At 64.2% G+C, this 13,615-nt stretch carries 13 protein-coding genes; 12 read left to right on the top strand and 1 reads right to left on the bottom strand.

Going from position 1 to position 13,615, the window contains the following annotated elements; all coding sequences use genetic code 11:
* Positions 1 to 2 precede the first annotated feature (2 nt).
* The 12 genes from OCV80_RS08620 to OCV80_RS08565 all read left to right on the top strand — a co-directional run bounded on the left by OCV80_RS08620 (position 3) and on the right by OCV80_RS08565 (position 12,771).
* The gene (locus OCV80_RS08620; RefSeq protein WP_021747798.1) at positions 3 to 491 is read left to right on the top strand and encodes a flavodoxin family protein; all 489 of its coding nucleotides are present in this window, start codon (positions 3 to 5) and stop codon (positions 489 to 491) included.
* Between the two features lie 42 nt (positions 492 to 533).
* Complete coding sequence (gene prfA / locus OCV80_RS08615) at positions 534 to 1,601, top strand: peptide chain release factor 1 (protein ID WP_119310866.1); 1,068 nt, start codon at positions 534 to 536, stop codon at positions 1,599 to 1,601.
* Between the two features lie 155 nt (positions 1,602 to 1,756).
* The gene (locus OCV80_RS08610) at positions 1,757 to 3,433 is read left to right on the top strand and encodes an L-threonylcarbamoyladenylate synthase (protein WP_119310867.1); all 1,677 of its coding nucleotides are present in this window, start codon (positions 1,757 to 1,759) and stop codon (positions 3,431 to 3,433) included.
* Positions 3,414 to 4,820: an aminopeptidase gene (locus tag OCV80_RS08605; RefSeq protein ID WP_267288356.1), complete on the top strand. Its 1,407-nt coding sequence runs from the start codon at positions 3,414 to 3,416 to the stop codon at positions 4,818 to 4,820. Before OCV80_RS08610 ends, OCV80_RS08605 begins: the two co-directional genes overlap by 20 nt.
* Before the next feature lie 205 nt (positions 4,821 to 5,025).
* Complete coding sequence (locus OCV80_RS08600) at positions 5,026 to 5,466, top strand: ACT domain-containing protein (RefSeq protein ID WP_021747794.1); 441 nt, start codon at positions 5,026 to 5,028, stop codon at positions 5,464 to 5,466.
* Between the two features lie 19 nt (positions 5,467 to 5,485).
* Positions 5,486 to 6,679 (top strand): homoserine dehydrogenase, encoded by a 1,194-nt coding sequence (locus OCV80_RS08595; RefSeq protein WP_025545204.1) that lies wholly within the window; start codon positions 5,486 to 5,488, stop codon positions 6,677 to 6,679.
* 85 nt (positions 6,680 to 6,764) lie between these two features.
* On the top strand, positions 6,765 to 7,976 hold the full coding sequence (locus OCV80_RS08590) for an aspartate kinase (RefSeq protein WP_021747792.1): 1,212 nt from the start codon (positions 6,765 to 6,767) through the stop codon (positions 7,974 to 7,976).
* Positions 7,977 to 8,086: 110 nt separating this feature from the next.
* Positions 8,087 to 8,560 (top strand): hypothetical protein, encoded by a 474-nt coding sequence (locus OCV80_RS08585; protein WP_021751668.1) that lies wholly within the window; start codon positions 8,087 to 8,089, stop codon positions 8,558 to 8,560.
* 108 nt (positions 8,561 to 8,668) lie between these two features.
* Positions 8,669 to 8,938 (top strand): ACT domain-containing protein, encoded by a 270-nt coding sequence (locus OCV80_RS08580; protein ID WP_025544749.1) that lies wholly within the window; start codon positions 8,669 to 8,671, stop codon positions 8,936 to 8,938.
* A 250-nt stretch (positions 8,939 to 9,188) separates the two neighbouring features.
* A complete protein-coding gene (locus OCV80_RS08575) occupies positions 9,189 to 10,544 on the top strand; it encodes a PFL family protein (RefSeq protein WP_333635502.1) in 1,356 nt (451 codons plus the stop codon).
* Positions 10,545 to 10,731: 187 nt separating this feature from the next.
* On the top strand, positions 10,732 to 12,324 hold the full coding sequence (locus OCV80_RS08570) for an amidohydrolase (protein WP_119310871.1): 1,593 nt from the start codon (positions 10,732 to 10,734) through the stop codon (positions 12,322 to 12,324).
* A 102-nt stretch (positions 12,325 to 12,426) separates the two neighbouring features.
* Positions 12,427 to 12,771: a cyclic-di-AMP receptor gene (locus OCV80_RS08565; protein WP_021749406.1), complete on the top strand. Its 345-nt coding sequence runs from the start codon at positions 12,427 to 12,429 to the stop codon at positions 12,769 to 12,771.
* An 80-nt stretch (positions 12,772 to 12,851) separates the two neighbouring features.
* On the opposite strand, the gene OCV80_RS08560 is transcribed toward OCV80_RS08565, so the two are convergent.
* Positions 12,852 to 13,436, bottom strand: coding sequence for an epoxyqueuosine reductase QueH (locus OCV80_RS08560; RefSeq protein ID WP_119310872.1), 585 nt, complete (start codon positions 13,434 to 13,436; stop codon positions 12,852 to 12,854).
* Positions 13,437 to 13,615: the final 179 nt, after the last annotated feature.

The following is a 13,615-nucleotide window of genomic DNA, read 5'->3' as shown; positions in this document are numbered from 1 at the left end:
AAATGAGCGATATCTTATGTATCTATTACTCCCGGACGGGGAACACCAAGAAGGCCATGGAGGAGATTGCCGCCGCCCTGGACGCGGAGCTGGCGGAGCTGCGGGACAACGCGGACCGGAGCGGCTGGCGGGGCTGGCTGCGCTGTGGGCTGGACGCCATGCGCAAAGACACCCGCCCCGTGGCCCCGTTGGAGACAGCCCGTCCCCTGGGGGACTACCGCTTGGTGATTCTGGGCACACCGGTGTGGGCCGGGCGATCCAGCGCCGTCATGCGGTCGTTTCTGAAAGACCGGGGCGGGGAGATCCGCAACGCGGCCTATGTGCTGACCCGCAGCAGCGGCTCCCAGTACCAGGAGGTTTATCGCCAGATGGATCTCTGTGTGCCCGCCGGTCATCTGGCGGCGGTGTCCTTGCGGAGCGGGGACGTGGGCTGGGCATTCTGGCAGGAGGAGTTTCTCCGCCAGGTCCGGGCCTTTCTGGAGGGGCAGTAGCGGCAGACCCTTTTCTGAAATCAACGGGAGAGGAGATGCCCCATGCAGGAAAAACTGAAGGAGCTGGCCCTGCGGTATGAGGACCTGCAAGCCCAGCTGGCAGACCCGTCTGTCTATGGCGACGCGGAGCGGCTGAAGACTGTGAATCGGGAGCTGAAGGACCTGACTCCGGTGGCAGAGGCGTACCAGGCATACCGGCAGGCGGAGGCGGACCGAGCCGCGGCGGAGGAGCTGCTCTCCGACCCGGAGATGCGGGAGTTGGCCCAGGAGGAGCTGACCGCCGCACGGGAAGAGATGGAGCGGCTACGGCAGGAGCTGAAGCTCCTGCTGCTGCCCAAGGATCCCAATGACCGGAAGAACGTGATCCTGGAGATCCGGGCGGGTACCGGCGGCGAGGAGGCGGCGCTGTTCGCCGCGTCGCTGCTGCGGATGTACACCATGTACGCTGCCGCCCGGGGCTGGAGGACTGACACCGTGGAGCTGAACGAGACGGAGCTGGGGGGCGTGAAGGAGTGCAGCGTCCTTATCGAGGGCGAGGGCGCCTGGTCCCGGCTGAAATTCGAGAGCGGCGTCCACCGGGTCCAGCGGGTGCCGGTGACGGAGTCCAATGGCCGCATCCAGACCTCCGCCGCCACGGTGGCCGTGCTGCCGGAGGCGGAAGGGGTGGACGTGAAGCTGGACCCTGCGGACATCGAGATGCAGGTCTACCGGGCCAGCGGCGCGGGTGGCCAGCATGTGAACAAGACGTCCTCCGCCGTGCGGCTGATCCACCGGCCCACCGGCCTGGTAGTGGAATGCCAGCAGGAGCGCAGCCAGTTCCAGAACCGGGACAAGGCCATGCGCCTTTTGGCGTCAAGATTGTATGAGATCGAGCGGGAAAAGCAGGATGCCGACATCGCCAGAGAGCGGAAGAGTCAGGTGGGCAGCGGCGACCGCAGCGAGAAGATCCGCACCTACAACTTCCCCCAGGGCCGGGTGACGGATCACCGGATCGGCCTGACGCTGTACCGGATCGACGCAGTCCTGGACGGGGAACTGGATGAGCTCATCGACGCCCTGGTGACCGCCGACCAGGCGGAGAAGCTGAAGAACGGCGGCGGGGAACCATAAAACAGAGCTGTACGGCGGCCCGGATAGAGCGGCGCCGTGGAGGGGCTGCACTTCCGGCAGCCTGCCGGGACGCCGCGGAGCCCTTTGGAGACGCAGAAAGAGTAAGCAATAAGGCCGGGGAGATCTCCGGCGAAGAGAGATAGAGGCGAAGAGATATGCAGACACGATATTTTGACCTGCGGGACACCAAGGGTCAGCAGAAGGAGATCGAGGACAAGATCGGCGCAGCGGCCAAGATCCTGCGGGACGGCGGCCTGGTGGGCATCCCCACGGAGACGGTGTACGGCTTGGGGGCCAACGCTCTGGACGGCACCGCGGTGAAGCGGATCTTTGAGGCCAAGGGCCGGCCCCAGGACAATCCCCTCATCATCCATGTGACCGGCGCCCAGTGGCTGCCCCGCTACTGCGCCGACGTGCCGCCCCTGGCCTATGTGCTGGCCCGGAAATTCTGGCCCGGCCCCCTGACTATGATCCTGAAGCGGCGGCCCATCATCCCGGACGAGACCACCGCCGGGCTGGACACGGTGGCGGTGCGCTGCCCCAACCACCCGGTGACGCTGGCGATCATCCGGGAGGCGGGCATCCCCATCGCGGCCCCCAGCGCCAACCTCTCCGGCCGGCCCAGCTGCACGACTGCCCAGGACGTGCTGGAGGATATGGACGGCCGGATCAGCGGCGTGGTGGACGGCGGTCCCTGTGCGGTGGGTGTGGAGTCCACGATTCTGGACCTGACCTGCGACCCGCCCAGGCTGCTGCGTCCCGGCGGACTGCCCCTGGAGGACCTGGAGCGGCTCATCGGCAAGATCGACGTGGATAAGGCCGTCAACGGCGCCCTGGCGGAGGGCGAGAAGCCCAAAGCCCCCGGCATGAAGTACCGCCACTACGCCCCCAAGGCGCCGGTCACCGTCATCACCGGCGCGCCGGAGAAGTCCGCCCAGGAGATCCTGCGGCGGGTGGGGCCCACTTCCGGCGTCATCTGCTTCGAGGAGTTTGCGGATCTGTTCCGGGAGCAGGAGGTCCACACCCTGGGGCCTGTAGGCGACAAGCTGGTCCAGGCCCAGCGGGTGTTCGACGCCCTGCGGACCTTTGACACCAGCGATGTGACGGAGATCTTCGCCCAGTGCCCGGACAACCGGGGATTGGGTCTGGCCATCGGCAACCGGCTGAAAAAGGCCGCCGGCTTCCATGTGGTGGAGGCGGACAGTGAGCGGGTGGTGCTGGGCCTCACCGGCGGCACCGGCGCGGGCAAGTCCAGCGCCCTGCGGGCCATCCGCTCCCTGGGGGGCGAGGTCATCGACTGCGACGCCCTGTACCATGAGATGCTGGAGACCTGCGCTCCCCTGCGGGATGAGATCGGTGTCTCCTTCCCCGGCGCGTTTGACGCAGCCGGCCAACTGGACCGGCGCAAGCTGGGACAGGAGGTCTTCTCCCACAAGGACCGGCTGGAGCAGCTCAACGGCATTGTGGCCCGCCATCTGGTGCCGGAGGTGCGGCGGCGCTTGGCGGCGTCGGAGAGCAAGATCTTCGCCATCGATGCCATCAACCTGCTGGAGGGCGGGCTGGACCAGCTGTGCGACCGGACGATAGCCGTCACCGCGCCTTTGGAACTGCGGGTCCGGCGGATCATGGCCCGGGACAACATCACAGAGCAGTACGCCCGCCTGCGGATCTCCGCCCAGCAGCCGGACGAGTACTACCGGGGCAAGTGCGACTGTGAGCTGAATAACGCCGCCGATACCGCCGCGGCCTTTGAAATGGAGGCCCGGGAGTTTTTCCAGCGGCTGATCGACACCATCAAGGAGGAAAAAGCACATGGAAAGCAAGGAATTTAAGGCGCTGAAGGAGCAGCTGCTCTCCTGCCGCCGCAACGGCTTCGACCGGATGGACGCGGCGGAGCGGAGCGCCATGGAATCGTACTGCACGGACTACAAGGCATTTCTGGACACTAGCAAGACCGAGCGGCTCTGCGCAGGAGAGGTTGTCCGCCTGGCAGAGCAGGCCGGCTACCGGCCCTATGTCCGGGGCGCGGCGGTGAAGCCGGGAGACAAGGTTTATCTCTGTAACCGGGGCAAGAGCGTGCTGCTGGCCCACATCGGGGAGAAGCCGTTGGCGGAGGGTGTTCAGATCGCTGCCGCCCACATAGACTCCCCCCGGCTGGACCTGAAGCCCAACCCCCTGTATGAGGACGGGGAACTGGCCTATTTCAAGACCCACTATTACGGCGGTATCCGCAAGTACCAGTGGGTTACCATTCCCCTGGAGCTCCACGGCGTGGTGGCCCTGCGGGACGGCGCCAGCGTACAGGTGAACATCGGCGGGGGCGCGGACGATCCCCGGCTGGTGATCACGGACCTGCTGCCCCACCTGGGCGCGGAGCAGAACAAGAAGCCGCTGGCGGAGGCCATCCCCGCTGAGACCCTGAACCTGCTGCTGGGCAGCGAGCCGATCGGGGACGCGGAGGAGTCCGGCCGTGTGAAGCTGGCGGTGATGAAGCTGCTGAACGAAAAGTACGGCATCACAGAGGATGACTTCACCTCCGCGGAGCTGGAGGCGGTGCCGGCGGTAAAGGCCACGGACATCGGCCTGGATCGCAGCATGATCGGCGCCTACGGCCATGATGACCGGGTGTGTGCCTACGCCGCCCTGCGGGCCCTGCTGGATCTGGAGGGGACCCCTGCCAAGACGGCGGTGTGCGTTCTGGCGGATAAGGAGGAGATCGGCTCCGACGGTGTGACGGGCATGCAGTCCGCCGCTTTCGACACATTTATGGAGGACCTGTGCGAGAGCCAGGGCGCGGCTGTGCGGGTGTGTTTCGAGAAGTCCTTCTGCCTCAGCGCCGACGTGACGGCGGCCTACGACCCTAACTTCTCCGACGTGTATGAGAAGCGCAACGCCGCCTATCTGAACTACGGCATCGGCCTGTGCAAGTACACCGGCGCCCGGGGCAAGTCTGGTGCCTCCGACGCGGACGCGGAGACGGTGGCCTATATCCGCAACCTCTTTGACGAGGCGGGGGTCATCTGGCAGATCGCAGAGCTGGGCAAGGTGGACGCCGGCGGCGGCGGCACTGTGGCCATGTATATGGCCAACCGGAACATCACCACGCTGGACGCGGGCGTGCCGGTCCTGTCCATGCACGCGCCCTTTGAGACGGTGTCCAAGCTGGACTGCTACGAGACCTATAAGGGCATGAAGGCCGTATTCCAGGCGGAGAAGTGAATCGGCTGAGATCAGGAAACAGGCGCCCCGGTGAAAACCGGGGCGCCTGTTTCTATCCGGCATTCTGCTCAGGTGAGGGGGAGAAAACCGGGGGAACTTTTCCTGTTTTCGTCAAAAGAATTTCGGCGAATTTGGTTGCATTGCCTACGGAAATATGGTAAGATGCTTTGCGTGTAAAGACAAATGGCCATAGGAGGCGGACGAGATGGCGAGAGAGATCAAGTATTACATTGTGGCCGCGAACGCCCTGCCGGAGATCTTCGTGAAGGTGGCGGAGGCCAAGCGGATGATGCAGACCGGCGAGGCGGACACCGTGGGCGCTGCCACGAAGCAGGTGGGGATCAGCCGCAGCGCGTTCTACAAGTACAAGGATGCGGTGCAGCCGTTCAACGATATGAAGGCGGAGCACATCATCACCTTTTACTGTATGCTCAAGGACAACACCGGCGTGCTCTCCAGCGTGCTGTCCGTGTTTGCCACTTCTGGGGCCAACATCCTCACCATCAACCAGAGCATTCCCACCAACGGCTGCGCGGCGGTGACGATTTCCGCAGAGACCAGCGGACTGGCGGAGACCCTGGAGAAGCTGATGGCAGACGTGGCCGCCGTGGACGGCGTGGTACGGGTGGAAGTCCTGGCAGGATAAAGAGAGAGGAAACGGACGCATGATACAGATTGCGATTATGGGCCTTGGTACGGTGGGCACCGGCGTGGCCAAGGTAGTGGCGGAAAACGCCCGGCAGATCGAGCGAAAGCTGGGCGAGCCCCTGCAGGTGAAGACCATTCTGGTGCGGCATTTCAAGGACGGGCCCTACCGTCAGCTGATGACGGATGACTTCACGAAGATCGAGGAGGACCATGCTATCCGGGTGGTGGTGGAGACCATCGGCGGCGTGGAGGCGGCCTACGAGTACACGAAGCGGGCCCTGAACGCCGGCAAGCACGTGGTCACCGCCAACAAGCAGCTGGTGGCGGAGAAGGGCGCAGAGCTGCTGGCCCTGGCCAAAAAGCGGGGCGTGAACTATTTGTTCGAGGCCAGCGTGGGCGGCGGTATCCCAGTGCTGCATCCCCTGACCCAGTGCATGGCTGCCAACCGGATCGACGAGGTGTACGGCATCCTAAACGGCACCACCAATTATATCCTTACCCGGATGGTCCGGGCCGGCACCACCTTTGCAGACGCCCTGAAAGAGGCGCAGGAGAAGGGCTATGCGGAGGCAGACCCCACCGCAGACGTGGAGGGCGTCGACGCCGGGCGGAAGATCTGTATCCTGGCGGATCTGGCCTTCGGCTGTCAGGTGGACCCGGCGGATGTGCCCATGGAGGGGATCAGCCGGCTGTCTCTCCGGGACGTGAAGATCGCCCAGCGGGCGGGCTACCGCGTCAAGCTGCTGGGCCGGGCGGTGCGCCTGCCCGGCGGCCGTACCGCCTATGTGGCACCCCATCTGATCCCGGAGGAGCAGCCCCTGGCCAGCGTGGACGATGTGTTCAACGCGGTGGTGGTCCGGGGAAACGCCACCGGGGAAGTGATGTTCTACGGCCAGGGGGCCGGGGAGCTGCCCACGGCCTCCGCCTGCGTGGCGGACGTGATGGAGGCGCTTCAGTCCAGCCCCCGCCGGGAGGAGATCGGCTGGGAGGCGGACCCGGCGGGCTTTGAGGACCCGCAGGCCCTTCGGAGCCGGTACTACTTCCGCATCGGCGGCAGCCTCAGCGCCGCTGCCGCGGCCTTCGGCCAGGTGGAGATCCTCAGCGAGGACGGCGGTGAGACCGCCTTCCTCACCGACTGCATCAGCGGAGCCGAGGCAGGGAAGCAGGCCGAAGGCCTGCGCGTCCTGGCCTGTCTGCGGGTGCTGGGATAAGCCCCAAACCGCCGGAAGATGTGTATACTGGAACAGGCGGGAACCGGGATTTGAGACTTGATTCTGATTTAAAGAAGGAAATGCCATGAGCTTGATCGTACAGAAATTCGGCGGCACCAGCGTGAGAGATGCCAAGCGCATCCGCAACGTAGCCGGCATCATCGCAGAGACCTATCTGGCGGGGAACGACGTGATTGTGGTCCTCTCCGCCCAGGGAGACACTACAGACGATCTCATTGCCAAGGCGGAGGAGATCAACCCCCACGCCTCCAAGCGGGAGATGGATATGCTGCTCTCCACGGGAGAGCAAATCTCTGTGGCCCTGTGCGCCATGGCCCTGGAGGCCATGGGCCTGCCCTGCATATCCCTGGCTGCTTGGCAGGTGGGGATACAGTCTACCTCCGTCCACTCCGACGCCCGGATCAAGAAGATCGACACCGAGCGTATCCAGTCCGAGCTGGACCAGCACCGGATCGTGATCGTCACCGGCTTCCAGGGCGTGGACCGCAACGGGGACGTGACCACCCTGGGCCGGGGCGGGTCCGACACCAGCGCCGTGGCGCTGGCGGCGGCCTTCCGTGCAGATCTGTGCCAGATCTACACGGATGTGGACGGTGTGTATACCACGGACCCCCGCATCGTCCCCAGTGCCCGCAAACTGGATGAGATCACCTACGACGAGATGCTGGAACTGGCGTCGCAGGGGGCCCAGGTGCTCCACAACCGCAGCGTGGAGCTGGCCAAGAAGTTCAGAGTGAATTTGGAAGTCGTGTCCAGCCTGGAGCGCAAGCCCGGCACGAAAGTCAAGGAGGTCACCAAAGTGGAGAAAACCAATATCGCCGGTGTCGCCAAGGACACCAGCATCGCCCGCGTCGCCCTGATCGGTCTGCAGCACAACCCAGGCGTCGCATTCCAGGTCTTTGACCTGCTGAGCAAGCACAACATCAACGTGGATGTCATCCTGCAGTCCATTGGCCGGGAGGACACCAAGGACATCACCTTCACGGTCCACAAGAAGGACCTGGAGGAATCCAAGCAGATTCTGGAGGAACATAAAGAGACCCTGAGGTTCGACCACATTGAGACGGATGAGAGCATCGGCAAGGTCTCCATTGTGGGCGCGGGCCTCATGAGCAACTGCGGCGTGGCCGCCCGGATGTTCGAGGCCCTCTATGAGGCGGGCATCAACATCCAGATGATCAATACTTCTGAGATCCGAGTCTCCGTTCTGCTGGATGAGGAGGACGTGAACCGGGCGGTCCGGGCCATCCACGACAAGTTCTTCGGCGAGATCTGATTCCGCCTGGAGCATCAGCCCAGCAGGGCGCGCCCACCGGCGCGCCCTGTGCTGTTTTCCGGTCTGCTCCGCCGCCGCGCTGCATACAGTGGAGCGAGGTGAGGCGAACCATGAGAGATCCCTTCAATCGTTTTGCCCTGCGGTATCTGGCGGCTGTGGTGTGCGGCCTGGCACTGCTGCTGCTCCACAGCACGGCACAAAGCGGACTGCCTGCCGCGTTCGTGCCCCAGTGTCCCAGCCCCTGGGAGTTGAGCAAGCTGGCCTTCTGGCCGCTGCTTGCCGCCTGGGTGCTGACCGGCCGGCTGGGCAGGGAGCGCCGCACGCTGCTGCAGGATCTGCCGGCAGCGGTGCTGACGCCCCTGGCTATGACAGCGGCGTGCTGGGGCTTGGCGGCCGCCGGGGGAAACGGCGCGGCGAGCCTGGCGGTCTGGGCGGTGCTGCTGGCGGCGGGCACGGCCTTCTGCCCGGACGGAAGAAAGCACCCGGGGCTGTGGGCAGCCCTGGCTCTGCTTCTGGCGGGGCTGTACATGCTGCTGACCTTCACGCCTCCGGGCTGGGGACCATTCGTCAATCCGCTGGGATGAGAGAGGATTTACTTTCCCGCCCATCTGTGGTACAATACGGACGCTGTATACAAGAGAATGCCGCCTCGCCGGGCTTGCCGGCGGGCGGCCATGAGGAGGAACTTCGCTATGAACGCCATCGTCACCGTCGTGGGGCAGGATAAGGTAGGCATCATCGCCGCCGTCTGCGCCCTGCTGGCTGAGCACAATGTCAATATCCTGGACATCTCCCAGACGATCCTCCAGGGCTCCTTCACCATGGTCATGGCCGTGGACGTGGGAGCGGCCAAGGTCTCCGTGGGCGAGCTGCGGGACCTGCTGGAGCAGTTGGGGCAGAAGATGGAGATCTCTATCCGCATCCAGCGGGAGGAGATATTTGATGCCATGCATCGCATCTGACTTCAAGAGGGAGCTGCGCCCACCCTTTAGATTCCCCCTCCCCAGTGAGACGTTGGTCACTGGGGACGCCGTCCCCGGCGGCTGGGTCAAGAAATTTTCGGCAGGTACACGCCCTGCCGAAAATGATTTAATATTCTTCTTTTGCCGGAGGTAAAAGAACTGAGGAAAACCGGAGGTTTTCCCCTAGCCTCTTTTACCCGTTTCCGGAGTCCTTTTGAGAGAGAATTTGTACGTTGGGAGATACGTTATGCTGAACCAGAAGGAAATTTTATCTACCATTGAGATGATCGACCAGCAGCACCTGGACATCCGCACCATCACCATGGGCATCTCCCTGCTGAGCTGCTGTGATCCGGACCCGAAGCGGGCCTGTGAGAAGATCTACGACAAGATCACCCGGTATGCGGAGAAGCTGGTCAAGACCGGCGAGGACATCGAGCGGGAGTTCGGCATCCCCATCGTGAACAAGCGCATTTCCGTCACTCCCATGGCCCTGGTGGCCGGGGCCAGCGAGACGGAGGACTGCGTGCCCTTTGCCCTGGCCCTGGACCGGGCGGCCCAGACCTGCGGCGTCAACTTTATCGGCGGCTACTCCGCCCTGGTGCAGAAGGGCATGACAGAGGCGGACGAGAAGCTGATCCGCTCCATTCCGGAGGCTCTGGCCCGGACAGAACTGGTCTGTTCCTCCGTCAACGTGGGGTCCACCCGGGCGGGCATCAATATGGACGCGGTGGCCCTGATGGGCCGCATCGTCAAGGATACCGCTGCCGCCACGGCGGACCGGGATGGCCTGGGCTGCGCCAAGCTGGTGGTGTTCTGCAATGCCGTGGAGGACAACCCCTTTATGGCCGGCGCCTTCCACGGCGTGGGAGAGGCGGAGAAGGTCATCAACGTGGGCGTCTCCGGCCCCGGCGTAGTGTGTACTGCTTTGAAAGCGGTGAAGGGCCAGCCCTTTGACGTGGTGGCGGAGACAGTGAAGAAGACCGCTTTCCGGGTGACCCGCATGGGCCAGTTGGTGGCCCAGGAGGCCAGCCGTCGGCTGGACACGCCCTTCGGCATCGTGGATCTCTCCCTGGCGCCTACCCCGGCCATCGGAGACAGCGTGGCCCGCATTCTGGAGGAGATGGGCCTGGAGGTCTGCGGCACCCACGGCACTACGGCGGCGCTGGCCCTGTTGAACGACGCGGTGAAGAAGGGCGGCGTCATGGCGTCCTCCTCTGTGGGCGGCCTCTCCGGCGCCTTCATCCCCGTCAGCGAGGACGAGGGCATGATCGCCGCCGCAGAGGCAGGGACCCTCTGCCTGGACAAGCTGGAGGCCATGACCTGCGTCTGCTCCGTGGGCCTGGACATGATCGCCGTCCCCGGCGACACCCCGGCAGAGACCATCTCCGCCATCATTGCAGACGAGGCGGCCATCGGCATGGTGAACAACAAGACCACCGCCGTCCGGCTGCTGCCCGCCCCCGGCAAGACCGTGGGGGACCGGATCGAGATGGGCGGCCTCCTGGGCAGCGCCCCGGTGATGCCGGTGCACCCGGAGTCCAGCGCGGACTTTATCGCCCGGGGCGGCCGCATCCCGGCGCCCCTCCACAGCCTGAAGAACTGAGCCAGCGGGCCGTCCGGAAGGGCGGCCTGTTTTGCCATACAGATGGGGAAAGGCGTTCAGATATGCCGCAGCTTCATGTGCAGCAGGGCTCACGCCTTTTCGCGGCATACTGTCCTATACTTGGAGTTTCACGCCGGGGTATGGGACGCGCCCTGCCGCGGTAAACTGGGAGAAAAGGAGGAATCGCATGGACATTCTCTTTGAAAACGGCACCATCCGCACTCTGGAGCGGAACAGCCCTGATGCCCAGGCCCTGTTGGTGCGCAACGGCCGGATCGCCGCCGTGGGGGGCAGGACGGCGGTGGAGGACCAGACGGGAATCGACGTCCGCCGGGTGGATCTGGCAGGCAGGACGCTGCTGCCGGCGTTTCTGGACGCCCACAGCCACTTTACGGCGGTGGCCAACCAGTTTCTGCAGGTGTCTTTGGAGGGCTGCACCTCCTGGGCGGACATGCAGGACCGGATCCGGGACTACATCCGGCGGGAGCGCATCCCTGCCGGGCAGTGGGTAACGGCACAGGGGTACGACCACAACCTGCTCTCGGAGCGGCGCCACCCGGATCGGCTCTGCCTGGATGCGGCGGCGCCGGACAACCCGGTGGTGATCTGCCACCAGTCCGGCCACATGGGCGTGTTCAACACCGCGGCGCTGGAGCGGCTGGGTGTCACTGCGCAGACGCCTGCCCCCGCCGGAGGCGTCATCGGACGGGAGAACGGCACCCTCACCGGCTACATGGAGGAAAACGCCTTTCTGGAGTTCCAAAAGCGGGTGCCCATGAGGCCGCTGGAGTCGTTTCTGGCGGCCTACCGGAAGGCCCAGGACCTGTACGCCTCCTACGGAATCACCACCGTGCAGGAAGGGCTGCTGCGCCGGGAGCTGGTACCCCTGTATCAGGCCCTGCTGGCGGACGGGTCCCTGAAGCTGGATGTGGTTGCCTACGGAGATCCGGAGGGAGCGGAGGCGGCCCGGCAGGCATTTCCGGAGAGTGTCCGGCAATATCACCGGCGCTTCAAGCTGGGCGGGTACAAGATGTTTCTGGATGGATCTCCCCAGGGACGTACCGCTTGGCTGCGGCGGCCCTATCAGGGGGAGCAGGAATACCGGGGCTACGGCACCCTGACGGACGCAGAGGTGCTGGACATGGTCCGCCGGGCCGGGACAGATGGAATGCAGCTGCTGGCCCACTGCAACGGGGATGCCGCCTGCGCCCAGTATCTGGCGGCGCTGGATGCGGCGGCGCGGGAAGGCGTGGATCTGGCGGCACTGCGGCCGGTGATGATCCACGCCCAGCTGCTGGGCAGGGACCAACTGCCGGAGGTGAGGCGGCTGGGGGTGATCCCCTCTTTCTTCGTGGCCCACGTGTACCACTGGGGGGATGTCCATCTGGAAAATCTGGGACCCGGCCGGGCGGAGGCCATCAGTCCCGCAGGCTCGGCGGCGGAGAAGGGGATCCCCTTCACATTCCATCAGGATGCGCCGGTGATCCGGCCCGATATGCTGGAGACGGTGTGGTGTGCCGTGAACCGGGTGACCCGGCAGGGCCGCGTCCTGGGCCGGGAAGAGCGGGTGGACGTCCGGACGGCCCTGGAGGCGGTGACGGTCCACGCTGCATACCAGTATTTTGAGGAGACGGACAAGGGCACCCTGGCGCCGGGGAAGCAGGCGGATCTGGTGATTCTGGACCGGGACCCCCTGGCGGTGCCGCAGGAGGAGCTCCGGGATATTCGGGTACTGGAGACCTGGAAGGATGGCGTTCCCATCTTCTGCCGGGAGGCATGAGTCTGCCGCCGGGTGGAAAAGAACGCTTGCAATTTTTCGCACGAGAGGTAAAATAAGGAGGAACGACGTGCCCAACGCGTTGGAACATGGGAGGTGAGCAATATGGAGAAAAAGAGCAAGCTGGTGCTGGCCGTTTTACAGGGAAGCGATTCCGACAACACCATCCGTAACCTGAATGAGCGCGGCTTCATGGTGACGGTGCTGAGCTCCACCGGCGGCTTTTTGAAGAAAAAGAGCACCACGGTGATGATCGGCGTGGAGGAGGATCGGCTGGAAGAGGCCCTGGACGTCCTGCAGAAGTATGCGGGACACCGGAAGGAGACCGTGTACCAGAGCGTGACCATGCCCCACGGGGAGATGTCCGCGGTGCCGCCGGTACCCATGGAGGTCATGGCCGGCGGTGCGGCGGTGTTCATCGTGTCGCTGGACGATATCCGCAAATTCTGAATCCCTGCGTCTCAAATGGCAAAAAAGACCTGCGCGGCAGCTGCCGTGCAGGTCTTTTTTGCGCATCGAAGGGAAGCTCGTCAGCCCTGTCGGGCCGCCTCCTCCGCGTCAAATTTTGCCCGGTCCCGGTCGATCTGCTTCTGATAGCGGTCCGCCTCGGAAAAGACGCAGCCGCAGTACTTCTGCATATAGAACCCCAGCTCCCGGGCCCGCTGGTTGCCGGCCCGGAAGTTTGACCGGAAGTCCCGGTAGAGAAATTCCACCCCGTACTGCCGGGCATACATCTCCGCTGCGGCGGCGATGGCCTCGTGATTCTGATAGGTGCTGGCCAGCAGGGTGGAGGTGAAGGCGGCAAAGCCGTGCTCTGCCGCATACTTCGCCGTGCCCTCCAGCCGGTGTTCGTAGCAGTAGGCGCAGCGGTGGTCGATGTCTCCCGCCACATGGCGGACAAAGTCCTTCAGACCGTAGTCCTCCTGTACCCGGACCTCCATACCGATGGTGGGGGCATACGCCAGCAGGCAGTCCCGCCGGGCCTGATACTCCTTCCAGGGGTGGATGTTGGGGTTGTACCAAAACGCCACCGGCTCGATGCCCTCGCTCCGCAGAGGTTCGATGCAGCTGAGGGAACAAGGGGCGCAGCAGGTGTGCAGCAAAACGCGTTCCATGTCGAAAATGCCTCTCTTTGGTTCTGAGATGGAACCAGTATAGCATAGAAGAGAGAAAAGGCCAAGCCCCTTTCCCAGCCAAGTTTCTTAACGAAAAATTAACAGTCTTTCAGAATATTGCCGATTGAACATCCCATGGAAAAAGTGTATGATGTCAACTAATGTGGTATCATGCGGTT

The sequence above is a fragment of the Oscillibacter acetigenes genome, from assembly GCF_025567605.1.
Classification (GTDB): Bacteria; Bacillota; Clostridia; order Oscillospirales; family Oscillospiraceae; genus Oscillibacter; species Oscillibacter welbionis.
This window is presented reverse-complemented; position numbering and strand designations above follow the sequence as displayed.